Consider the following 22604-nt stretch of genomic DNA (forward strand, 5'->3'; position numbering starts at 1 on the left):
TGATCAGGATCACTATAAGTGCCACGATAATGGGGGTGTTAGTGTGATATTTGTCACAAAAATTCCATGAAGTTCGCACGGTAAAAACTGCGTGATAGAGTCCATTTCGCATACAGCAACAACACGGCTGGATCGTAACAACAATAATCACGCGCTCTTATTGTCAGCGCGTAACAATAGGGGTGTGTTTTATGTTTTCACCAGACATCAAAGTCAAAGTTCAAAACTTTGGCCGCTTCTTAAGCAACATGGTGATGCCTAACATTGGCGCCTTTATCGCCTGGGGTATCATCACCGCGTTATTCATTCCTACCGGTTGGCTGCCGAACGAAACCTTAGCCAAACTGGTTGGCCCAATGATCACTTACCTGCTGCCGCTGCTGATCGGTTTTACCGGTGGCCGTCTGGTGGGAGGCGATCGCGGTGGGGTGGTGGGCGCTATCACCACCATGGGCGTGATTGTCGGGGCAGATATGCCGATGTTCCTCGGCGCCATGATTGCCGGTCCGCTGGGCGGCTGGGCCATCAAGCATTTTGACCGCTGGGTAGACGGCAAAATCAAAAGCGGCTTTGAGATGTTGGTGAACAACTTCTCCGCCGGCATTATCGGTATGCTGCTGGCTATTCTGGCATTTTTGGCCATTGGCCCGCTGGTTGAAGGGTTGTCACATATCCTGGCGACCGGCGTGAACATCATGGTGACCAATAACCTGCTGCCGCTGGCGTCAATCTTCGTGGAGCCAGCGAAAATCCTGTTCCTGAACAACGCCATCAACCACGGTATCTTCTCGCCGTTGGGCATTCAGCAGGCGACCGAAACCGGTAAATCCATCTTCTTCCTGATTGAAGCCAACCCAGGCCCGGGTATGGGCGTACTGATGGCCTACATGTTCTTTGGCCGCGGCAGTGCCAAGCAGTCTGCCGGTGGTGCCGCGATCATCCACTTCTTCGGTGGTATCCACGAAATTTACTTCCCGTACGTGCTGATGAATCCACGCCTGCTGCTGGCGGTGATCCTCGGCGGTATGACCGGCGTGTTCACACTGACCCTGCTGAACGGCGGTCTGGTGTCTCCGGCTTCTCCGGGTTCGATTCTGGCGGTATTGGCGATGACCCCTAAGGGCGCTTACTTCGCCAACCTGGCGGCGATCGCCGCAGCGTTCGTGGTGTCCTTTGTGGTTGCCGGGTTCCTGCTGAAAACTTCGAAAGCGAAAGAAGAGGATGACCTGGAAGAGGCCACTCGCCGCGTACAGGCGATGAAATCCCAGTCTAAAGGCGGTGCTGCGGCTCATGCAGCGGTGGATGGTGACCTGACCACGGTGCGTAAAATCATCGTTGCCTGCGATGCGGGCATGGGTTCCAGCGCCATGGGGGCCGGGGTACTGCGCAAAAAAGTGGCGGACGCCGGGCTGAAAAATATCTCCGTGACCAACAGTGCCATCAACAACCTGCCGGATGATGTGGATCTGGTGATCACTCACCGTGACCTGACTGAGCGCGCGATGCGTCATGCGCCGCAGGCACAGCACATCTCGCTGACCAATTTCCTCGACAGCAAGCTGTACAACGATCTGACCGAGCGCCTGGTGGCGGCCAATAAAACCACCGATAACCAGCAGAAAGTCATCAGCACGCTGGACGACAGCTTTGAGGCCACCGAGCAAAACCTGTTCAAACTGAGCGAAAGCAACGTGTTCCTTAATCTGCAGGCCAGCGACAAGGAGAAGGCGATCCGCTTCGCCGGCGAGCAGTTGGTCAAAGGCGGTTACGTTGAGCCGGAATACGTCGCGGCGATGCTGGAGCGTGAAAAACTCACCTCAACCTACCTGGGCGAGTCAATCGCCGTGCCGCACGGCACCATCGAAGCCAAGGACCGGGTGTTGCGCACCGGCGTGGTGTTCTGCCAGTACCCGCAAGGAGTGCGCTTTGGCGATGAAGAGGACGAGGTGGCACGACTGGTTATCGGTATCGCCGCACGCAACAACGAACATATCCAGGTGATCACCAGCCTGACCAATGCCCTGGACGACGACGGCGTCATTGAGCGGCTGGCGAATACCACCAGCGTACAGGAAGTGCTGGACCTGCTTAGCGGCAAGAAAGCCGGATAACAGAATCATTTTAAGGGGTGCAGCTTGCTGCACCCTTCGACATTAGAAAGGTAGGAATATGAAAGCATTACATTTCGGTGCGGGAAATATTGGGCGTGGTTTTATCGGCAAGCTGCTGGCGGACGCGCAGGCCGAACTGACTTTTGCCGATGTTAACCAAACGGTGTTGGATCTGTTGAACAGCCGTAAAAGCTACCAGGTTCACGTGGTCGGCGAACAGGAGCGGGTCGAGCCGGTCAACAACGTCAGCGCAGTGAACAGCGGCAGTGAAGAGGCGGTAGCGCTGATCGCCGAAGCGGATATCGTGACGACCGCGGTGGGCCCGCAGATCCTGGGTAAAATTGCCGGTACTATTGCCAAAGGGCTGATCAAGCGTCATCAACAGGGCAACAACCAACCGCTGAACATCATTGCCTGCGAAAACATGGTGCGCGGCACCAGCCAGTTAAAACAACATGTGTTCGATGCGTTGCCGCAGGACGAGCAGGCGTGGGTCGAGCAGCATGTCGGCTTTGTTGACTCGGCGGTTGACCGCATTGTGCCGCCGGCGGAAGCGGGCAGCAGCGATCCGCTGGAAGTGACGGTGGAAACCTTCAGCGAGTGGATTGTCGACCAGACCCAGTTCAAGGGCCAGCCACCGGCGATCGCCGGCATGGAGCTGACCGATAACCTGATGGCGTTTGTCGAACGCAAACTGTTCACGCTCAATACCGGTCATGCCATCACCGCTTATCTTGGCCAGCAGGCCGGTCTGCAGACCATTCGCGATGCCATTCTGGACCCGGCGATCCGCCGCGTGGTGAAAGGGGCTATGGAAGAGAGCGGAGCGGTATTGATCAAACGTTATGGCTTTGACGCCGCCAAGCATGCCGCTTATATCGACAAAATCCTCAGTCGCTTTGAGAACCCGTATCTGCACGACGACGTTGAGCGTGTGGGGCGCCAACCGCTGCGCAAGCTGAGCGCGGGCGATCGTCTGATCAAACCCCTGTTGGGCACTTTGGAATACGGCCTGCCGCACGCGAACCTGATTCAGGGCATCGCCGCCGCCATGAGCTACCGCAGCGAGCAGGATCCGCAGGCTAAAGAGCTGGTGGAACTGCTGGCTGAACTGGGGCCAAAAGCGGCGCTGGCGCAAATTTCCGGCCTGCCGGCGGAAAGCGAGGTTGTAGAACAGGCCATTGCTGTGTATAACGCCATGCAGCGCCAATAGGCTATTTTACTTGCCATTTTACGGTTGGGCAGTGCTCGAATTCCTCACGTACTACGTGTACGCTCCGGATTCTGCGCGCTGTCCGCCCGCAAACTGGCTGCGACAATAACGCCTATGGTATTAAATTAGTGGCCGATACAGCATACCCCTCCCACGCCATTCGAAAAGCGACGATGGAAGAAGCACAGGCATTTGAAAATAAGGTTCTGGAAAGGCTGAACGCAGGCAAGACGGTGCGCAGTTTCCTGATAGCGGCGGTAGAGCTGCTGGCGGAAGCGCTCAACGTACTGGTGGTGCAGGTGTTTCGCAAGGACGATTATGCGGTGAAGTATGCCGTCGAACCGCTATTGTCCGGTGCCGGTCCGCTGGGGGAGTTGTCGGTGCGCCTGAAGCTGATGTACGGGCTGGGAGTGATCTCCCGCCACGAATACGAAGATGCCGAGTTGCTGATGGCGATGCGCGAAGAGTTGAATCACGACGGGACAGAATACCGCTTTGTCGATGATGAAATCCTCGGGCCGTTCGGCGAGTTGCACTGCGTGACCGCGTTGCCGCCGGTGCCGACTTTCCTGCAGCCCGGCGAAGCGGAAGAGTCGCTGATCGCCATGCAGCGCCAGCGCTATCAACAGGTGTTGCGTTCCACTATGGTGCTTTCCGTCACCGATCTGATAGCCGGTATCGGCGCCAAACAACCGTCCCGGCTCTCTCCTCTCGGCCGCAGTTAGGCAAAGGCCGCGCGCCACTCGTCGAACAGCAGCCACAGTGCCGTGGCTGCCATCAATCCCGCCATCACGCCGTTAAACAACCGCAGTTTCCAGGTCACTCGCAGCGCATCACGCAGGCGATCGCCCAACACCGCCCAGACCAAGACGCAGGGAATGTTCAGCGCGGTAAAGGCAGCGATAATCATCAACGTATGACTGAGGCTGGCGCCTTCCCGCGGGGTGAACAGAATGGCGACGTTAATGGCCATCAGCCAGGCTTTGGGATTGACCGCCTGGAACAACGCCCCGTTGATTAAGCGCATTGGCTGCGCCTGCTGTTTGCCGTCCGGCGATGCCGCTTTGAACAGCTTCCAGGATAGCCACAGCAGATAGGTGCAACCGATCACCGCCAGTGGAAAACGGATCATCCCGGCCCAGCTCAAAATCAACGCCAGCAGGGTGGTGGTCAGGGCCAGCTGCACGGCGCAGCCGACGCTGATGCCAAAAACCATCGGCAGAGTGCGGCGCAGGCCAAAATTGACGCCGGACGACGCCAGCAGCAGGTTGTTGGGGCCTGGGGTGATCGACATGACGGTGACATAACTGATAAAAGCGGAGTCCAGCATAATGGGTTCCTCTCAGGGCTGGGGGAGCAAGGGAACCAGCATAAAACCTGTCGATGGATGGTGACAGAACCAAAAACCAGTTATTGTTATGGATACAGTTATACCAATATTAAACTGTACCCATTGCCTGGAGACAAACTGTGACCCTGCTCGATGAAATGCCGGAAACGCGCTACCAACAGCTGGCGGATACGCTGGCGGAAGCCATTCGCCGCGGTACGCTGCTGCCCGGCAGCCGTTTACCCTCGGTGCGTCGCTGCGCGCAAACCCACAGCGTCAGCATCAATACCGTGGTCGCGGCTTACCGCACGCTGGAAGATCGCGGATTGATAGAGGCGCGGCCACAGTCGGGGTTTTATGTGTGCAACACTCTGCCGGCGTTGAAGGCCGCTTTGCCGACCAGCAGCCGAATAGAGCCACCGGCGGACGATGTGCTGGCCTTGATCGACACCGTGTTTGCCGCCCAGCAGAACCCGGCATTCACCAACCTTTCGCTGGCCTGCCCGCAGACCTCGGATTTTTACCCCGGCGGGAAATTGGGGCGGATGCTTTCATCGCAGCTGCGTCGCCAGCCGAACCTGATCGGTCAGTACGCGCTGCCGCCCGGTAGCCTGCGGCTGCGTCAGCAGATCACGCGTCGTTCGATGACGCTGGGTATGCTGCTGGAACCGGGCGATATTACGCTGACGCACGGTTGCATGGAAGCATTGCAACTGGCGCTGCGGGTAACCACCAAACCGGGCGACTGTATCGGGCTGGAATCGCCGACCTATTTTTACCTGCTGCCGCTGCTGGCCAGTCTGGGGCTGAAAGCGCTGGAAATCCCCACCGATCCGCAACACGGGCTGTCATTGGACGCGCTGGAACTGTTGCTGAACGAGAAACGACTGAACGCGGTGATCGCCATGCCGACGGTGCAAAATCCGTTGGGTTGCACCATGCCGCTGGCGGCGAAAAAACGCCTGGCGCGGCTGATGAACGATCATCAGGTGCCGCTAATTGAGGACGGGTTGTACGCGGAGATCCAGTTCGGTGGCGCACTCTCCCCGGCGGTAAAATCATTCGACCGCGACGGTTGGGTGCTGTTTTGCTCCAGCTTTACCAAGACGCTGGCGCCGGATTTTCGCATTGGTTGGATCAGCGGCGGACGTTTCAACGATGCGTTGCGCAAGCTGAAGGCGGTGTCGTCAATGTCCGAGTCACAGTTGCTGTCGGAAACTCTGGCGATGTTTCTGGAAACCGGTGGCTACGATCACCATCTGCGCAACCTGCGCAAGCGCTATGCCGCCCAGGTGGATGAGGCGCGAGGGTTGATTGCGCGTCACTTTCCACGCGGTACGCGAGCCACGCAACCGGCGGGGGGATTTGTGTTCTGGGTGGAGTTTCCGGACGGGGTCGACAGCGTAGCGCTGTTCCACCAGCTGTTGGAGGAGCAGATCTGCCTGACGCCTGGCACGCTGTATTCTCCCAGCGGCCGCTATCGTAATGCGTTGCGGCTATCCTGTTGTTATCCGTTTAATGCGCGCTACAGCCAGGCGCTGGCACGCGTGGGGGCTAAAGCCTGCGAGATGAGTGGCTTGCCGCCGGGCATTGCGCAAGACGGGTAACGACGCGCGCATTTTGCTACAATGTGGGCATCATTGATTAGCGTGCCGACAGGCACAACAGGCCAGAAACCATGAAAGAGATAGAAAAGGCAGAGATTAAGCGCCTTAGCGACCTGCTGGACGCACTGAACCACAAAGACACCCTGGTGATCCAACAGGGCAATCCCGATCTGATTGCCCAGCACACCAAAGAAAAAGAGAAGCTGGCGGCAGAAATCGAGCGCCTGAAAGGCGTACGTGTTGAAAAGCTGAGCGCAGAAGCGCAAAAGCTGAGCCAACTGCCGTTCAGCCGTGAAATCACCAAGAAAGAACAGGCGGATATGGGCTCGTTGAAGAAAAACGTGCGCGGCCTGATCGTGGTGCACCCAATGACCGCTCTGGGCCGTGAAATGGGCCTGAAAGTGGTCACTGGCTACGCCAGAAAAGCTTTCTGATCGCCAGGGGCGCCGTCGATGGCGCCCCGTTTTCATAGCTTGGTGGTGAAATACGCCTTGGTCTGATAGGGCACGGTCAGGTTTTCTTTGCCCTGCAATTCCTCTTCTTCTGCCACCAGTTGGCGGATCTCATCGATCACTTCTTCCTGCTGCTGGGGCGGCAAGGCAGCGATAAAGCTGGTGGAACGCACCCGGTTATAAATCACATCTTCTGCCGCACCCTGGTGGGCGAGCATAAATACCTGCTCCTGCAGCGCATCCAGCCCTTTGAACGGGAAAAGTTTACGCCATTCTCCGGTGTAAAAACGCGGGGCGTCGCCTTCGTGACGGTCGACAATCTGGTTCAGCTTACGCACCCAACTTACGCGCGCATCGCGCATGTTCCACACCAGGCCAAGCTTGCCGCCGGGTTTGAGAATACGCTTTATCTCGGCCAACGCCTGCGGCGTGGCGAACCAGTGGAAGGACTGTGCGCAGACCACGGCGTCCACTGATTCATCCGGCAGCGGGATCGACTCCGCGGTGCCCGCCAATGTTTTCACCTGCGGCAGCGCAATCGACAGCTTTTCCAACATCTGCGCCACCGGTTCAACGGCGATCACCTGAGCGCCGGTTTCCAGCAGGCGGGGCGTGAATTTGCCGGTGCCGGCCCCGAGATCGATCACCGTCATACCGGCATGCAGGCCGAGGGTGTCGCGCAGCCAAGCGGCAACTTCCGGTGGGTAATCCGGTCGCCCTTTAACGTAGCGATCGGAATTGGCCTGATAGCCAGCGGCTGCGGCATGGTGGATCGAATGAGATGGGGAGGTCATAACTTTGCTCCTGCCTGAAAGAGGTTGCCGGTTGGGTTGCATCACAGTATAGGTCGGTAAAAAGGCTTAACGCAGTATTCTGCGCCACGTTTTTCCTTCCCGGCTGCTGTTTCTCAGCGGCCCAGCAAGCGGCGATTAAAGTCTTCAATACGGTGTTCACTGATACGCGTCAGCATGGTTTTACTCCAGCTGGCGGACAACCCGGCCACTGCCAGCAGGCGGCGATATTGCTCTTCATCAAACGGCATATGCCAGGCGATGCCAATCGCCTCTGCGACCGAGATATCGCTGCTGCGTGTTACCAGTTCCAACGGGCGCTCGCCGCTGACTTTACCGGCGGAGATCACGCGGTACAGCCAGCCGCAGCGGCCGCTTTGTTGCATCAGCACCGAGATGTCGTCGATATCAAAATGGTAGTTGAGCTTGAAGCAGGGAGAGCGCGGTTGGGTGACCTGGATCAGCGCGTCGCCCCAACGGAAGATGTCGCCCATAAACACGTTATGTTCGGTCAGCCCCAGGGTGGAAATATTTTCGCCAAAGGCCGGCGCGCTGAACTGTTCCGCCTGCGTTGGGAACTGTTCGCGCCAGTGTTGGTAATGTTCTCGGGGATAGTGACACAGCGCGCGGTCCGGCCCGCCGTGATAGCTTTTCTCCGCCTGCTCATCGCCTTCCAGGCCGAGGGGCGTCAGCTTGATGATTCCGTCCACCAGGCGCTTGGCGATGCCGCTTGGCCGCCCGCCCTCGTAGGGTTGAACGGTACCGATATAGACCTCAGGGTGATGCATATGCGCCTCCATGTCTCGCTTCGAAGGTTCAGCATAGCCTGAGTTAGCCGGGGGGAACAATAACCGCCCGAAAGGTTCGGGCGGGTAAACGTTAAAAGGTGGTCCAGTTATCTTCCGCTTCGGCGCTGGCTGCGGGCTTTTTCATCGCTGGTGCCTTGACCACCGTCCCTTTCACGGCGGCCGGTGCAGAAAGTTCCGCCAAACGGAATACCGAGACGCTTTGCAGTAGCATTTCCGCCTGTTCTTCCAGCGAGTCGGCTGCTGCGGCAGACTCTTCCACCAACGCGGCGTTCTGCTGAGTGGTGTGATCCATTTCCACAATCGCCTGGCCAATTTGGGCAATACCGCGGGTCTGCTCGTCGGAGGCGGCGGCGATCTCCGCCATGATGTCGCGCACATGGGTGACCGACAGGACGATCTGCTCCATGGTGTTGCCGGTGTTTTCCACCAAAGTGGTGCCGGTCTGTACCCGGCTGACCGACTCGGTAATCAACCCTTCGATCTCCTTTGCCGCCTGGGCGCTGCGCTGCGCCAGGTTGCGTACTTCGCTGGCCACCACCGAGAAGCCTCGGCCCTGTTCACCGGCACGCGCTGCTTCCACTGCCGCGTTGAGCGCCAAGATATTAGTCTGGAAGGCAATACCGTTGATCAGGGTGGTAATTTCGGCGATTCGCTGCGAACTGCTGGAAATGTCGCGCATGGTGCTGACGACGCTTTCCACCAGTTTGCCCCCTTGCTGGGCGGTTTGTGAGGCGTCCGTGGCCAGCTGATTGGCGTGATGGGCGTTTTCGGCGTTCTGTTTCACCGTGGCGGTGAGCTGTTCCATGCTGGCGGCGGTTTCTTCCACCGCGGCGGCCTGTTGCTCGGTACGGGAGGACAAATCGGTATTGCCTGCGGCAATCTCCGCAGCGGCGGTGGACACCTGGCTGACGCCCATCTGGATTTTCTCAATCATGTCGCGCAGGTTCTGGCTCATCGCCGCCACGGCATTCAGCAATTGCCCCAGTTCATCGCGACGGGTGCTGGTCTGCGCCTGCCGCAGATCGCCACTGGCAATGCGTTCCGCCAGCGCCAGCGTACTTTGCAGCGGTCGGGTGATTTGCAGCGTGATGCGCCAGGCGATCAGCAGCCCGGCAATGATGGCAACCAGCGTGGTGATGCCCATTTGCAGCTGCGCGGCGTTGATATCGTTATGGGTTTGCGTCAGTTCATCCTGCATAAAGGCGTTGACCAGCGTACCGACTTCCTGCGCGCTGTTGCCCAACTGCTGGCTGATGTTTTGCTCCTGCTGATAAGCCGGCAGGTAGGCCTGGATACGGTTCTTGTAATCATCAAGCGCGGTCAGCAGCGGTTGGAGCAGAGGACGCTGAGCGTCGTTGAGCCGCCGGCTGAGCGCGTTGGCCGCGCTACGGGCATCATCTATCGCCGCGACCAGCGGGGCTTCGGACTCGCTGCTCAGGCTCAACAGCAGGCCGCGCGCGCCGTAGCGCACCAGGGTCAGTTTTTGGTTCAACTGAATGAAGGCCAGCTGCAGGTCGCCATTGGTAAGCTGACGCTCTACCTGATTCAGGCTGTCTTGCACTTCCGACATGTTCCAGCTTTGGCGCACGGCATCCTTTGCCGCTACCGCCTTCTCGAAAGCGTTTTGCTGCTGCTGGTAGCGGCCGATCAGCTCCATCAAACGCTGCAGGTCTTTGCGGCTTTGGGGATCCCAGTCCAGGTCCTGACCCTGGTTAATCATCTTCACCGCGTTCTCGATGCTGGTGCGGTTATTTTTCAGGTATTCAGGCTTATAGGTTTGGCCGAACAGCGCACGGTTGTATTTGGCTTGATTGATCTCGTCATTCAGCTTGTTGCTGAAGTCGATGCGATCGGCGCGGGACTCGATGGTATGCAGATACTGTGCGCCGGTTCCGGCGATAATGGCCGTCAGTAACAGCATCAGGCCAAAACCGAGACCGAGCTTTTTACCCACGGTGAGATGAACGAACTTTCCTGCCAGTGTTTGCAATGCCGCCATAATGATTTTCCTTTCCGGGCGAACGTCAATTGAACAAATCATCGGCAAAGGGCGGTTAAACTTTAGCGGATTTTAGGCAAAAAAATGCCCGCATTACGCGGGCATCTTCAGTACCGGGGGCGAATTACTTCTTCGCAGCGAAGCGTGCTGCCGCTTCATCCCAGTTAACCACGTTCCAGAATGCCTTGATGTAATCTGGACGTTTGTTTTGATATTTCAGGTAGTAAGCGTGTTCCCACACGTCCAGGCCCACGATTGGGAAACCTGAAGCGCCAGCAACGGCTTCGCCCATCAGTGGGCTGTCTTGGTTAGCGGTAGATACCACGGCCAGTTTGTCGCCTTTCAGCACCAGCCAGGCCCAACCAGAACCGAAGCGGGTCGCTGCGGCTTTCTCGAACTCTTCCTGGAATTTCTCTACGCTGCCGAAATCACGCTCGATAGCGGCTTTCAGGGAGCCACCCAGCGTGGTACCGGTTTTCAGGCCTTTCCAGAACAGGCTGTGGTTAGCGTGACCGCCGGCGTTGTTACGCATGAAGGTGCGCTTGTCAGCAGGTACTTTATCCAGATCCTGGATCAGTTCTTCAACGCTGTATTGCGCCAGCTCTGGGTAGGCTTCCAGTACGGTGTTGGCGTTGTTAACGTAGGTCTGGTGATGTTTGGTGTGATGGATTTCCATCGTCTGCTTGTCGAAATGCGGTTCCAGTGCGTCGTAGGCGTACGGCAGGGATGGCAGTGAATAACTCATAATCATCATCTCCAGTGGTGTATGGGCGGCGCAATGTTGTGAGCACCGCGTAAGCAGTCGGATCATTATAGTTATTTAAATGATATTGAAAATGATTATCAATGCCCTACTTGCAGTGTGGTTTTAATCTGATCAACCAGGCGCTGCGGGTGGGTAAACACCGTGGCGCGGCCGGGTTTGCTGAAGCCGACCAGCGTCAGATTGCTGCGCTCGGCGATTTCCACGGCCAGCGAGGTTGCCGCAGACACCACGAACAAAATCTCCACGCCACACATCGCGGCCTTCTGCACCATTTCATAACTGGCACGGCTGGAGGTTAATACCGCTCCCTGAGACCAGCCCTGTTTGGCGCGTACGCCAAGCAGCTTGTCCAGGGCGACATGTCGGCCCACGTCTTCGCATCCGCCAAGTACTTCACCCTGTGGAGATAACCAGGCGGCGGCATGGGTGCAACCGGTCAGTTGCCCAACTTCCTGTACTTCTCGCAGCTGTTTCAATGCGGAGTCGAGATTATCCAGGGAAAAAGTTTGGGTGAATGGCAGTGCAGGCAGCGGACGGAAAATGTCTGCCAGCTGTTCAATACCGCATACGCCGCAGCCGGTGCGGCCTGCCATGGCGCGACGGCGCTCCTTCAAACCGGCAAACCGACGGCTGGAGAGCTCTATTTGCACCTCCAGTCCGTTACAGGTTTGGTTAATCTCTATACTGTAGATATCGCGTGGCGATTCGATGATGCCTTCCGACAGGGAAAAGCCCAGGGCGAACGCCTCAAGATCTTTGGGCGTGCACATCATCACCACGTGCGAGATGCCGTTATAGACCAGCGCGACCGGAACCTCTTCCGCCAGCCAATCCGGCTGTGCGGTGGCGAGTTGCCCGCGTTGATAAACCTGAGCTTGGGTCACCCCTGTGAGCGAGGTCTCATTTATGTGTTGGTCTGAGTTTATATTGTTCACTTAACTGGCACCTGTTTGTAACAACCACATACACGCTGTGGTAATATTGCCACCGCAAAAACAACAGTAATTTTAGCGCTTCCCGCTTCGAGGGGGAAAGCGCCATTTGAAACAATGTGACAATCGAGAGTGAAAGGAGACCCCCATGCAGGTCAGCAGAAGGCAGTTCTTTAAGATCTGCGCTGGCGGTATGGCAGGAACGACGGTAGCTGCGCTGGGCTTTGCCCCGGAAGTGGCGTTGGCGGAAACCCGGCAGTACAAACTGCTGCGCGCGCGCGAAACCCGTAATACCTGTACGTATTGTTCCGTCGGCTGTGGGCTGTTGATGTACAGCCTTGGTGATGGCGCCAAAAACGCCAAAGAAAGCATTTTCCACATTGAAGGGGATCCGGATCACCCGGTCAACCGCGGTGCGCTTTGCCCGAAAGGCGCCGGCCTGGTCGACTTCATCCACAGCGAAAGCCGCCTCAAGTTCCCGGAATACCGGGCGCCAGGTTCGGACAAATGGCAACGCATCAGCTGGGACGACGCCTTCACCCGCATCGCCAAGCTGATGAAAGAAGATCGTGACGCCAATTTCATTAAAACCAACGAACAGGGCGTTACCGTCAACCGTTGGCTGAGCACCGGCATGCTGTGCGCCTCTGCCGCCAGCAACGAAACCGGTTATTTGTCGCAAAAATTTAGTCGCGCTCTCGGCATGCTTGCCGTAGACAACCAGGCGCGTGTCTGACACGGACCAACGGTAGCAAGTCTTGCTCCAACATTTGGTCGCGGTGCGATGACCAACCACTGGGTTGATATCAAGAACGCGAATCTGATTATCGTCATGGGCGGTAATGCGGCGGAAGCGCATCCGGTGGGGTTCCGCTGGGCGATGGAAGCCAAAATTCACAATAAAGCCAAGCTGATCGTTATCGATCCGCGCTTTACCCGTACTGCATCGGTAGCGGATTTCTATACGCCAATCCGTTCCGGGACCGACATTGCTTTCCTGTCGGGCGTATTGCTGTACCTGATGACCAACAACAAAATTAACCGCGAATACGTTGAGGCCTACACCAACGCCAGCCTGCTGGTGCGGGAAGACTTTGCCTTCGACGACGGCCTGTTCAGTGGCTATGACGCGGAAAACCGCAAATACGACAAAACCACCTGGAACTACCAGTTCGACGAGAACGGCTTCGCCAAGCGCGACGTCACGCTGCAAGATCCACGCTGCGTATGGAACCTGCTCAAGGAACACGTCAGCCGTTATACGCCTGAGGTGGTGACCAACATCTGCGGCACGCCGAAGGAAGACTTCCTCCAGGTGTGTGAATACATCGCCGAAACCTGCGTGGCGGATAAAACCGCATCGTTCCTGTACGCCCTGGGCTGGACTCAGCACTCGGTCGGCGCACAGAACATTCGTACCATGGCGATGATCCAGCTGCTGCTCGGCAACATGGGCATGGCGGGCGGCGGCGTTAACGCGCTGCGCGGCCACTCCAATATTCAGGGCCTGACCGATCTGGGTCTGCTGTCGCAGAGCCTGCCGGGCTACATGACGTTGCCGTCGGATAAGCAACCGGATCTCGAGACTTACCTGAAAGCCAACACGCCGAAGGCGCTGCTGCCGGGCCAGGTGAACTACTGGGGCAACTACCCGAAATTCTTCGTCAGCCTGATGAAGAGCTTCTACGGTGACAAGGCGCAGAAGGACAACAGCTGGGGCTTTGACTGGTTGCCGAAGTGGGACAAAGGCTACGACGTGCTGCAGTACTTCGAAATGATGTCTCAAGGCAAGGTCAACGGCTACTTCTGTCAGGGCTTCAACCCGGTGGCGTCGTTCCCGAACAAGAACAAGGTCGTGGCTTCCCTGTCCAAACTGAAGTTCCTGGTGACCATAGATCCGCTTAACACCGAGACCTCGAACTTCTGGCAGAACCACGGCGAGTTCAACGACGTCGATTCGTCGAAGATTCAGACCGAAGTGTTCCGCCTGCCGTCCACCTGCTTTGCCGAAGAAAACGGCTCTATCGTCAACTCCGGCCGCTGGCTGCAGTGGCACTGGAAGGGCGCCGATGCCCCTGGCGAAGCGCTGAACGACGGCGAAATCCTGGCGGGCATCTTCACCCGTCTGCGTGAGATGTATGCGCGTGACGGCGGTGCGGTGCCGGAACAGGTGTTGAACATGACCTGGGACTACCTGACGCCGGATAATCCTGCGGCCGAAGAAGTGGCGATGGAGAGCAACGGTAAGGCACTGGCGGACATTCTCGACGCCGACGGCAAAGTGTTGGCGAAAAAGGGTGAGCAGCTCAGCACCTTTGCTCACCTGCGCGACGACGGCACCACCGCCAGCGGTTGCTGGATCTTCGCCGGTAGCTGGACGCCGGCCGGCAACCAGATGGCACGGCGGGATAACGCCGATCCGTCCGGCCTTGGCAATACGTTGGGTTGGGCCTGGGCATGGCCGCTTAACCGCCGCATCCTGTACAACCGTGCTTCGGCGGATCCGCAAGGCAAGCCTTGGGATCCAAAACGTCAGTTGCTGGAGTGGGACGGTGCCAAGTGGGGCGGAGTGGATATCCCGGACTACAGCGCCGCCGCACCCGGCAGTGACGTCGGGCCGTTCATCATGCAGCCGGAAGGCATGGGGCGCCTGTTCGCCACCGATAAAATGGCCGAAGGGCCGTTCCCGGAACACTACGAGCCGTTCGAAACGCCGCTCGGCACCAACCCGTTGCACCCGAACGTGGTGTCCAACCCGGCGGCGCGCGTGTTCAAGGACGACCTGGCAGCGATGGGCAAATCCGACAAATTCCCTTACGTCGGCACCACCTATCGTCTGACTGAGCACTTCCACTACTGGACCAAGCACGCGTTGCTCAATGCGATCGCGCAGCCGGAGCAGTTCGTGGAAATCGGCGAAAAACTGGCGGAGAAAAAGGGCATCCAGCATGGCGATACCGTCAAGGTCAGCTCCAACCGTGGCTACATCAAGGCCAAGGCGGTGGTGACCAAGCGTATCCGTACCCTGCAGGTGCACGGCCAAGAGGTCGACACTATCGGCATCCCGATCCACTGGGGTTACGAAGGGGTGGCCAAGAAAGGCTTTATCGCCAACACGCTGACGCCGTTTGTCGGCGACGCCAACACGCAAACGCCAGAGTTCAAGGCGTTCCTGGTTAACGTGGAAAAGATGTAACGGAGACGAATTATGGCAATGCAATCTCAGGACATCATTCGTAAATCCGCCACCAATGGTTTCACGCCGGCGCCGCGCGCCCGTGACCACCAGGAAGAAGTGGCCAAGCTGATCGATGTCACTACCTGTATCGGCTGCAAAGCCTGTCAGGTGGCCTGTTCCGAATGGAACGACATTCGCGACGAAGTCGGGCACAACGTCGGGGTGTACGATAACCCCGCCGATCTGACCGCCAAGTCGTGGACGGTGATGCGCTTCTCCGAAGTGGAGGAAAACGGCAAGCTGGAGTGGCTGATCCGCAAGGACGGCTGCATGCACTGCGCCGACCCGGGCTGCCTGAAGGCCTGCCCATCGGAAGGTGCGATCATCCAGTACGCCAACGGTATCGTCGACTTCCAGTCTGAGCACTGTATCGGCTGCGGTTACTGCATCGCCGGGTGCCCGTTCGACGTGCCGCGCATGAACAAGGACGACAACCGGGTGTACAAATGTACCCTGTGCGTCGACCGCGTTGATGTTGGCCAGGAACCGGCCTGCGTGAAAACCTGCCCGACCGGCGCCATTCACTTCGGTACCAAGGAAGCGATGAAGCAGGTCGCCGCCGATCGCGTCAGTGAGCTGAACACCCGTGGCTATCAGAACGCCGGTCTGTACGATCCGGCGGGCGTGGGCGGCACGCACGTTATGTACGTGTTGCACCATGCGGACAAACCGCAGCTGTATCACGGTCTGCCGGATAACCCGAGCATCAGCCCGGCGGTCACGTTCTGGAAAGGCGTGTGGAAACCCCTGGCGGCCATCGGCTTTGCCGCCACCTTTGCAGCGAGCGTGTTCCACTACGTCGGCGTCGGACCAAACCGTGTCGAAGAGGAAGATAACGACGAGCTGCATGATGAGGAGACGCGCAAATGAAAAAGGAAAAGCGTATTCAGCGCTACAGCGCGCCGGAGCGGATTAACCACTGGATTGTGGCGTTCTGCTTTGTGTTCGCCGCCATCAGCGGGCTGGGGTTCTTTTTCCCCTCCTTCAACTGGTTGATGAACATTTTCGGTACGCCGCAGCTGGCGCGCATTCTGCACCCCTTTGTCGGCGTGATTATGTTTGCGGCTTTCTTGCTGATGTTCCTGCGTTATTGGAAGCATAATCTGATCAATCGCGAGGACATCGTCTGGGCCAAAAACATCCATAAAATCGCCATGAACGAGGAAGTGGGTGACACCGGGCGTTATAATTTCGGTCAGAAGTGCGTATTCTGGGCGGCAATCATTAGCCTGGTGTTGCTGTTGGCCAGCGGTGTGGTGATCTGGCGGCCTTACTTTGCGCCGTCGTTCCCGATACCGCTGATCCGCATTGCGCTGCTGGTGCATTCGCTGGCTGCGGTCGGTCTGATTATCGTGATTATGGTGCACATTTACGCCGCGCTGTGGGTAAAAGGTACCATTACCGCGATGGTGGAAGGCTGGGTGCCGGCGGCCTGGGCTAAAAAACATCACCCGCGCTGGTACCGAGAGGTCCGCGAGAAACAACAGGAAGACAAACCCTGATGAGCATCCGCATCGTTCCTAAAGAGCAGTTAGGGGCACAGCGCGAGAAGTCCACAACGGCGGAGACCATCCCGCCGTTACTTTTCGCTAATCTGAAAAGCCTGTACAGCCGCCGCGCTGAACGCCTGCGTAAGCTGGCGACCGACAACCCGCTGGGCGACTACCTGAATTTTGCTGCCCAACTGGCCGAAGCGCAGCACCATGCGTTGCACGACAACCCGCTGACGCTTGATCTTACCGAAGTCCTGCAACAGGGTGCCGACAGTGGCAAGCCGCCGCTGGATCTGAGCGTTTTCCCGCGTAGCCAACACTGGCACCGGTTGCTGACATCGCTGATTGCCGAGCTACGCCCGCAGGCGCCGGAGCACATTCTGGCGGTGCTGGATAACCTGGAAAAAGCCTCGGCGCACGAGCTGGAATTGTTGGCTGATGCGTTGCTTAACCAGGATTTCGCCAAGATCGGCAGCGAAAAAGCGCCGTTCATCTGGGCCGCGCTGTCGCTCTATTGGGCGCAGATGGCCAGCCTTATCCCCGGCAAGGCGCGCGCCGAATATGGCGAACACCGTCAATTCTGCCCGGTGTGCGGCAGCATCCCGGTTTCCAGCGTGGTGCATATCGGCACCGTCAGCGGCCTGCGCTATTTGCACTGCAACCTGTGCGAAAGCGAGTGGCACGTGGTGCGGATCAAATGCAGCAACTGTGAGCAGACCCGCGATCTCAACTATTGGTCGCTGGACACCGAGCTGGCATCGGTTAAAGCGGAGAGCTGCGGTGACTGCGGTACCTACCTGAAGATTTTGTATCAGGAGAAAGACCCGCAGGTCGAGGCCGTCGCTGATGATTTGGCCACGCTGGTGCTCGACGCCAAAATGGAAGACGAAGGCTTTGCCCGCAGCAGCATCAATCCATTCCTGTTCCCGGGGGAGTGATGATCGGCTACCGGGCTGCGACATTTTAACCTTGGGCAGTGCTCGGCCTCCTCACGTACTGCGTGTACGGCTCCGGGGCCTGTGCGCTGTCCGCACTCAAACTGTCCTTGCCCGCTACGCCTTTAAGGCCGTAAATACCATTAATTTCGGACGGGGATTCTGGCATTCGCCCGGGCGAGTTGCTACGTTTACGCAATGACGCGCGAAGCGAAAGGAAAAGGGACAGACGATGTTGAAGACCATTGCGAAATTCACTGCGGTTGCTGTTTTAGCGGCAGGGCTGGCAGCCTGTGACAACAAGGACGATACCAAGCCGGAGATACCGAAGCCGGATCCCAAACCGACCGTCACGCAGCCTGCACCGCCACCGCCGGCGGTCGAAACTCCGCCAGCGACGCCCCCGGGGCTGAAAGTCTCGATGCAAAAGGGCAAGATCACCTTTGAATTGCCGCCGGGCTTTAGCGATCAGACTGAGAATAGCGGCATCGTCAACGACAGCCAGTCCACCATTCAGCGCTTCCTCGACGGGAAATCACGCCAGAGCACCGTCTCTTCCGAAGTGATCCCGCCTGACGGCATGAAGCTCAACGGCAGCGATAAAATGCTCAAGGACCTGACGCAGAGCATGCTCACCGAACTGGCCGATCGCTATCAAAATATTCGGACCACCAAAGAAGAGAATTTCACCGTCGGCAAGCAGAAGTTCCATCGGCTGGATACCGAGCAGAGCGTCAGCGGGCAGAAGGTAGTGTCTACCATCATGTTGACGGTGTTCAACAAGCGGGTGGTGACGTTGCAGATGCTGTCGCCGGCCAAAACGCCGGAAGCGCACCAGGCGCTGGTCCAGAAGATTATCGACACGCTGGCGGTGCAATAACAACGTTGTGGTTTGCAAGCGAGGGGAAGACTGATGAAGCTTATTGGCAGTTACACCAGCCCTTTTGTCCGCAAGATTTCCGTGATGCTGCTGGAAAAGGGGATGGCGTTCGAATTCGTTAACGATCCGCCGTATGAACCGGGCAGCCGGGTGGTTGAGCTGAACCCCTTGGCCAAAGTGCCGGTGCTGGTGGCCGATGATGGCGCCGTATTTTACGACTCGCGGGTGATTGCCGAATACCTCGAAATGTTGTCCGTGGCCCCGGCGTTTTTGCCTGTCGAACGCGCCGCCGCGTTGCGCATACGCCAGGTGGAAGCCTTGGCCGATGGCGTGACGGAAGCTGCCGCCACGTTGTTTCGAGAGAGCAAACGGGCGTCGGAAAAACAGGACGAAAACTGGATCTTGCGCCAGCGAAACAAGCTGACGCACGGACTGGATGCGCTGGAAAAACTGGCGCAGGAAAAAACGTTGCTCAATGCCGAAGCGCTGACGCTGGCGGATATTGCTACCGGTTGTGCGCTGGGCTACCTGAATTTCCGCCGCATCATGCCCAACTGGTGCGTCGAGCGACCGGCGCTGATCAAGCTGGCCGAGCGGCTGTTTGCCCGTGAAAGCTTTGCCCGCACCTTGCCCCCCTGATTTCCCTCACCCCGCTGCGGCGGGGTTTTACTTGATGCGAGACCTCCACACTGAAACCGAGCGACCATGAGCACTGAATCCCAGCTTCTTTACAGCCAGTTACCCGCCATCGATCGTCTGTTGCGCGATCCCGCTATCGAACCGCTGGTTACGCAGCACGGACAAACGCTGATTGGCGAGTTACTGCGTCAATTGCAACTGCAGGCGCGTGAAACCATTAAACACCACCAAAGGTTACCCGACTGGTGCGGTGACTGGGCACAGGCGCTCAGCGCGGGGCTGGAGCAATGGCAGCGTCCGGCATTGGCACCGGTATTCAACCTCAGCGGCACCGTGCTGCACACCAACCTTGGCCGGGCCCTACTGGCGCAGCCGGTAATAGAGGCGGTGACGAGTTCCATGGGCGCGGCGGTAACGTTGGAATACGATCTGGACGGTGCCGGTCGTGGTCACCGCGATCGCGCGGTGGCGGATTTATTATGCCAATTGACCGGCGCGGAAGACGCCTGCATCGTCAACAACAATGCGGCTGCGGTGCTGCTGATGCTGGCGGCGATCGCCCCCGGCAAGCAGGTGGTGGTGTCGCGTGGCGAACTGGTGGAAATTGGCGGTGCGTTCCGCATCCCTGACGTGATGCGCCAGGCCGGTTGCCAACTGGTTGAGGTCGGCACGACCAACCGCACCCACCTGAAAGATTACCGCAGCGCGATTAACGAACAGACCGGGCTGCTGATGAAGGTGCATACCAGCAATTACAGCATCCAGGGTTTTACCGCCGCGGTGGAAGAAGCCGAACTGGCGCAGCTCGGCGCAGAGCATGGCCTGCCGACCGCCACCGATCTGGGCAGCGGCTCATTGATTGATATGGCGCAATACGGTCTGCCGGCGGAACCCATGCCACAGCGGTTGCTCGCCGCCGGAGTAGATTTGGTGACGTTCTCCGGCGACAAGCTGCTCGGCGGCCCGCAGGCCGGCATCATCGTCGGCAAAAAGGCGCTGATCGCCAAGCTGCAGCAACACCCTCTGAAGCGTGCGCTACGCGTTGGCAAACTGACGCTGGCGGCGCTGGAAGCGACTTTACGACTCTATCAACAGCCCGAACTGTTGGCACAACAGCTGCCGACGCTACGGCTATTGACCCGCCCGCAGCAGGCGATGCAGGGTTCTGCCGAACGTCTGTTGCAGGTGCTGGCGCCACAGTTTGCCGGGCATTTCCAACTGCGTGCCGAACCCTGCTGGTCGCAGATTGGCAGCGGTTCGTTGCCGGTCGATCGGCTGCCCAGCTATGCGCTGACCTTTGCGCCGCTCGATGGCCGTGGCGCAACGTTGGAAGCGTTGGCAGAACGTTGGCGTCGGCTACCGCAGCCGGTGATCGGCCGAATTAACGACGGCAGGCTGTGGCTCGATCTGCGCTGTCTGGAGCAGGAAGACGCGCTGATTGAGGCCCTGAGAGAATGATTATTGCTACCGCCGGCCATGTCGATCATGGCAAAACCACCCTGCTGCAAGCGATCTCCGGGATCAATGCGGATCGCCTGCCGGAAGAAAAACGCCGTGGCATGACCATAGATCTGGGTTATGCCTACTGGCCGCAGCCCGATGGCCGGGTGTTGGGCTTTATCGACGTGCCGGGACACGAGAAATTCCTCGCCAATATGCTGGCGGGCGTTGGCGGCATCGACCATGCCTTGCTGGTGGTGGCCTGCGACGATGGCGTGATGGCGCAAACGCGCGAGCACCTGGCGATACTGCGATTGAGCGGGCGTCCGGCGCTGACGGTGGCCTTGACCAAAGCCGATCGGGTGGATGAAGCGCGTGTCGAAGAGGTTCGACAGCAGCTTGACGAGGAGCTGACGCGCCAGGGTTGGCAACAGGCACCGGTGTTTGTCACCGCCGCGCCGCAGTCGCAGGGAATCGACGCACTGCGCGCGCATTTGCTGGCGCTGCGGCCTGACGAACATGCGGTAACGCGCCGCTTCCGCCTGGCGGTGGATCGCGCGTTCAGCGTGAAAGGCGCTGGTTTGGTAGTGACCGGTACCGCACTGGGTGGCCAGGTGGCGGTAGGCGACACGCTGTGGCTGACCGGCGCCGACGTGCCGGTGCGGGTTCGCGGTTTGCACGCGCAAAACCAACCGGTTGAGCAAGCGCAGGCTGGACAGCGTATTGCGTTGAATATTAGCGGTGACGTCAGCAAAGATCAGGTCGCACGCGGCGATTGGTTGCTGGCGCAAAAGCCCCCGATCGCCGCCGAGCGAATTCTGGTGGCGTTGGATAAGGATTTGCCGATAAAGCACTGGCAGCCGCTGCATTTACATCATGCCGCCAGCCATATTACCGGGCGAGTTTCGTTGCTCAGTGATGGGCTGGCGGAACTGATCCTTGACCGTCCGCTATGGCTGGCCGAAAACGATCGGCTGGTGCTGCGCGATATTGGCGCACGCCAAACCCTGGGCGGCGCAAGGGTGCTGAGCTTGACGACGCCCAAACGGGGTAAGCGCCAACCCGAGTATTTGGCCTGGCTGGCGGCGCTGGCACAGGCCGACGATGACTGTCAGGTGCTGGCGCTGCATTTGCCCAAGGGCGCGCTGGATCTGGCGGCCTTTGCCTGGGCGCGACAACTGACCGAGAAACCGCTGGCGAAGTTGTTGGCGAGTCATGAATTGCTGATTGCCGGTGATAGGGCGTTGGCGCAGGAGAATGCACAGCTGGATCAACAGCGCCTGCTGCAGGTGTTGGCCGAGTATCACCAGCAGCATGCCGATCAGCTCGGCCTGGGGCGTGCGCGCCTGCGGCGCATGGCCGTGCCGCAACTGTCTGAGGCGCTGACATTTATGATGATCGATCGGCTGCTGGCTGCCGGTTTGCTTAGCAATACGCGCGGGTGGCTGCACCTGCCGGAGCACGGTTTGGCGTTCAGCGCTGAAGAGCAAATCCTGTGGGCCCGTATTGAACCGCTGTTCGGCGACGAAGCCTGGTGGGTGCGCGATCTGGCTGCCGAATTGGACGAGGACGAGGCATGGGTGCGGACCACGCTGCGTAAAGCCGCTCAGTTGGGCCATGTCACGGCAGTGGTGGTGGATCGTTACTATCTAAGCCAACGGATAGAACAATTCGCCGCGTTGATCCGTGAACTGGATGAAACGCAGGGCAGCGCCAACGCCGCCGATTTTCGTGACCGGCTCGGCGTGGGGCGTAAACTGGCCATTCAGGTGCTGGAGTTTTTCGACCGCAGCGGATTTACCCGCCGCAAGGGCAACCAACACCTGTTGCGCGACAGCGGACTCTATACCCGTCATACCTGAAGCTGCCTCTGCGTTGGCTGCCAGCACTCACCCCAGTCACTTACTTGAGTAAGCTCCTGGGGACTCATGCTCTTGCCGCGTTACTCGGCAAAGCTTCGCCCCGTTAG

At 58.5% G+C, this 22604-nt stretch carries 19 protein-coding genes; 13 read left to right on the plus strand and 6 right to left on the minus strand.

The window, feature by feature from the left end:
• Positions 1–191 precede the first annotated feature (191 nt).
• The 3 genes from M495_RS00190 to M495_RS00200 all read left to right on the plus strand — a co-directional run bounded on the left by M495_RS00190 (position 192) and on the right by M495_RS00200 (position 4049).
• Positions 192–2111: a PTS mannitol transporter subunit IICBA gene (locus M495_RS00190; protein WP_020824667.1), complete on the plus strand. Its 1920-nt coding sequence runs from the start codon at positions 192–194 to the stop codon at positions 2109–2111.
• 58 nt (positions 2112–2169) lie between these two features.
• Positions 2170–3324: a mannitol-1-phosphate 5-dehydrogenase gene (locus M495_RS00195; protein WP_020824668.1), complete on the plus strand. Its 1155-nt coding sequence runs from the start codon at positions 2170–2172 to the stop codon at positions 3322–3324.
• Between the two features lie 173 nt (positions 3325–3497).
• Positions 3498–4049 (plus strand): MltR family transcriptional regulator, encoded by a 552-nt coding sequence (locus M495_RS00200; protein WP_020824669.1) that lies wholly within the window; start codon positions 3498–3500, stop codon positions 4047–4049.
• Here the strand turns inward: M495_RS00200 and M495_RS00205 are convergent.
• Entirely contained in the window at positions 4046–4654 is a 609-nt protein-coding gene (locus M495_RS00205; RefSeq protein WP_020824670.1) for a LysE family translocator, read from the minus strand. The two genes, M495_RS00200 and M495_RS00205, sit on opposite strands and share 4 nt — an antisense overlap.
• A gap of 140 nt (positions 4655–4794) precedes the next feature.
• On the opposite strand from M495_RS00205, the gene M495_RS00210 reads away from it, so the two are divergent.
• Together M495_RS00210 and M495_RS00215 are read left to right on the plus strand one after the other, a co-directional pair.
• Complete coding sequence (locus M495_RS00210) at positions 4795–6261, plus strand: aminotransferase-like domain-containing protein (protein WP_020824671.1); 1467 nt, start codon at positions 4795–4797, stop codon at positions 6259–6261.
• A gap of 71 nt (positions 6262–6332) precedes the next feature.
• Positions 6333–6695 (plus strand): YibL family ribosome-associated protein, encoded by a 363-nt coding sequence (locus M495_RS00215; RefSeq protein WP_020824672.1) that lies wholly within the window; start codon positions 6333–6335, stop codon positions 6693–6695.
• Positions 6696–6727: 32 nt separating this feature from the next.
• Here M495_RS00215 and M495_RS00220 read toward each other — a convergent pair whose 3' ends face one another.
• The 5 genes from M495_RS00220 to fdhD all read right to left on the minus strand — a co-directional run bounded on the left by M495_RS00220 (position 6728) and on the right by fdhD (position 12013).
• Positions 6728–7507 carry a methyltransferase domain-containing protein gene (locus M495_RS00220; RefSeq protein WP_020824673.1) on the minus strand — a complete coding sequence of 260 codons (780 nt, stop codon included), beginning with the start codon at positions 7505–7507 and terminating at the stop codon, positions 6728–6730.
• A 113-nt stretch (positions 7508–7620) separates the two neighbouring features.
• Entirely contained in the window at positions 7621–8292 is a 672-nt protein-coding gene (gene yiiM, locus M495_RS00225) for a 6-hydroxyaminopurine reductase (RefSeq protein WP_020824674.1), read from the minus strand.
• Positions 8293–8383: 91 nt separating this feature from the next.
• A complete protein-coding gene (locus M495_RS00230; protein ID WP_020824675.1) occupies positions 8384–10312 on the minus strand; it encodes a methyl-accepting chemotaxis protein in 1929 nt (642 codons plus the stop codon).
• A gap of 124 nt (positions 10313–10436) precedes the next feature.
• Complete coding sequence (gene sodA / locus M495_RS00235) at positions 10437–11057, minus strand: superoxide dismutase [Mn] (RefSeq protein ID WP_041414081.1); 621 nt, start codon at positions 11055–11057, stop codon at positions 10437–10439.
• Positions 11058–11155: 98 nt separating this feature from the next.
• On the minus strand, positions 11156–12013 hold the full coding sequence (gene fdhD, locus M495_RS00240; protein WP_041414082.1) for a formate dehydrogenase accessory sulfurtransferase FdhD: 858 nt from the start codon (positions 12011–12013) through the stop codon (positions 11156–11158).
• Positions 12014–12158: 145 nt separating this feature from the next.
• Here fdhD and fdnG point away from each other — a divergent pair, with 145 nt between their 5' ends.
• The 8 genes from fdnG (at position 12159) to selB (ending at position 22497) form a co-directional block, all read left to right on the plus strand.
• Positions 12159–15206: a formate dehydrogenase-N subunit alpha gene (fdnG, locus tag M495_RS00250; protein WP_144079297.1), complete on the plus strand. Its 3048-nt coding sequence runs from the start codon at positions 12159–12161 to the stop codon at positions 15204–15206.
• A gap of 12 nt (positions 15207–15218) precedes the next feature.
• Positions 15219–16118, plus strand: coding sequence for a formate dehydrogenase subunit beta (gene fdxH, locus M495_RS00255; protein WP_020824680.1), 900 nt, complete (start codon positions 15219–15221; stop codon positions 16116–16118).
• On the plus strand, positions 16115–16750 hold the full coding sequence (gene fdoI, locus M495_RS00260) for a formate dehydrogenase cytochrome b556 subunit (protein ID WP_013810963.1): 636 nt from the start codon (positions 16115–16117) through the stop codon (positions 16748–16750). The genes fdxH and fdoI overlap by 4 nt, the downstream gene beginning before the upstream one ends.
• A complete protein-coding gene (gene fdhE / locus M495_RS00265) occupies positions 16750–17679 on the plus strand; it encodes a formate dehydrogenase accessory protein FdhE (RefSeq protein WP_020824681.1) in 930 nt (309 codons plus the stop codon). The genes fdoI and fdhE overlap by 1 nt, the downstream gene beginning before the upstream one ends.
• 229 nt (positions 17680–17908) lie before the next feature.
• Positions 17909–18556, plus strand: a complete 648-nt coding sequence (locus tag M495_RS00270) for a DcrB-related protein (RefSeq protein ID WP_020824682.1) — start codon at positions 17909–17911, stop codon at positions 18554–18556.
• A 33-nt stretch (positions 18557–18589) separates the two neighbouring features.
• Positions 18590–19195, plus strand: coding sequence for a glutathione S-transferase (locus M495_RS00275; RefSeq protein ID WP_020824683.1), 606 nt, complete (start codon positions 18590–18592; stop codon positions 19193–19195).
• A gap of 66 nt (positions 19196–19261) precedes the next feature.
• The gene (selA, locus tag M495_RS00280; protein ID WP_020824684.1) at positions 19262–20653 is read left to right on the plus strand and encodes an L-seryl-tRNA(Sec) selenium transferase; all 1392 of its coding nucleotides are present in this window, start codon (positions 19262–19264) and stop codon (positions 20651–20653) included.
• Positions 20650–22497, plus strand: coding sequence for a selenocysteine-specific translation elongation factor (gene selB / locus M495_RS00285; protein ID WP_020824685.1), 1848 nt, complete (start codon positions 20650–20652; stop codon positions 22495–22497). The genes selA and selB overlap by 4 nt, the downstream gene beginning before the upstream one ends.
• Positions 22498–22604: the final 107 nt, after the last annotated feature.

Source organism: Serratia liquefaciens ATCC 27592, assembly GCF_000422085.1.
Lineage (GTDB): Bacteria > Pseudomonadota > Gammaproteobacteria > Enterobacterales > Enterobacteriaceae > Serratia > Serratia liquefaciens.

Excerpts from the sequence above, each read along its gene's own strand:
- M495_RS00205 (WP_020824670.1), bottom strand. The coding sequence starts at position 4,654 with ATGCTGGACTCCGCTTTTATCAGTTATGTCACCGTCATGTCGATCACC.
- M495_RS00190 (WP_020824667.1), top strand. The coding sequence starts at position 192 with ATGTTTTCACCAGACATCAAAGTCAAAGTTCAAAACTTTGGCCGCTTC.
- yiiM (WP_020824674.1), bottom strand. The coding sequence starts at position 8,292 with ATGCATCACCCTGAGGTCTATATCGGTACCGTTCAACCCTACGAGGGC.
- selA (WP_020824684.1), top strand. The coding sequence starts at position 19,262 with ATGAGCACTGAATCCCAGCTTCTTTACAGCCAGTTACCCGCCATCGAT.
- M495_RS00200 (WP_020824669.1), top strand. The coding sequence starts at position 3,498 with ATGGAAGAAGCACAGGCATTTGAAAATAAGGTTCTGGAAAGGCTGAAC.
- fdhE (WP_020824681.1), top strand. The coding sequence starts at position 16,750 with ATGAGCATCCGCATCGTTCCTAAAGAGCAGTTAGGGGCACAGCGCGAG.
- sodA (WP_041414081.1), bottom strand. The coding sequence starts at position 11,057 with ATGAGTTATTCACTGCCATCCCTGCCGTACGCCTACGACGCACTGGAA.
- M495_RS00195 (WP_020824668.1), top strand. The coding sequence starts at position 2,170 with ATGAAAGCATTACATTTCGGTGCGGGAAATATTGGGCGTGGTTTTATC.
- selB (WP_020824685.1), top strand. The coding sequence starts at position 20,650 with ATGATTATTGCTACCGCCGGCCATGTCGATCATGGCAAAACCACCCTG.
- M495_RS00270 (WP_020824682.1), top strand. The coding sequence starts at position 17,909 with ATGTTGAAGACCATTGCGAAATTCACTGCGGTTGCTGTTTTAGCGGCA.
- M495_RS00220 (WP_020824673.1), bottom strand. The coding sequence starts at position 7,507 with ATGACCTCCCCATCTCATTCGATCCACCATGCCGCAGCCGCTGGCTAT.
- fdoI (WP_013810963.1), top strand. The coding sequence starts at position 16,115 with ATGAAAAAGGAAAAGCGTATTCAGCGCTACAGCGCGCCGGAGCGGATT.
- M495_RS00215 (WP_020824672.1), top strand. The coding sequence starts at position 6,333 with ATGAAAGAGATAGAAAAGGCAGAGATTAAGCGCCTTAGCGACCTGCTG.
- M495_RS00275 (WP_020824683.1), top strand. The coding sequence starts at position 18,590 with ATGAAGCTTATTGGCAGTTACACCAGCCCTTTTGTCCGCAAGATTTCC.
- fdxH (WP_020824680.1), top strand. The coding sequence starts at position 15,219 with ATGGCAATGCAATCTCAGGACATCATTCGTAAATCCGCCACCAATGGT.
- M495_RS00230 (WP_020824675.1), bottom strand. The coding sequence starts at position 10,312 with ATGGCGGCATTGCAAACACTGGCAGGAAAGTTCGTTCATCTCACCGTG.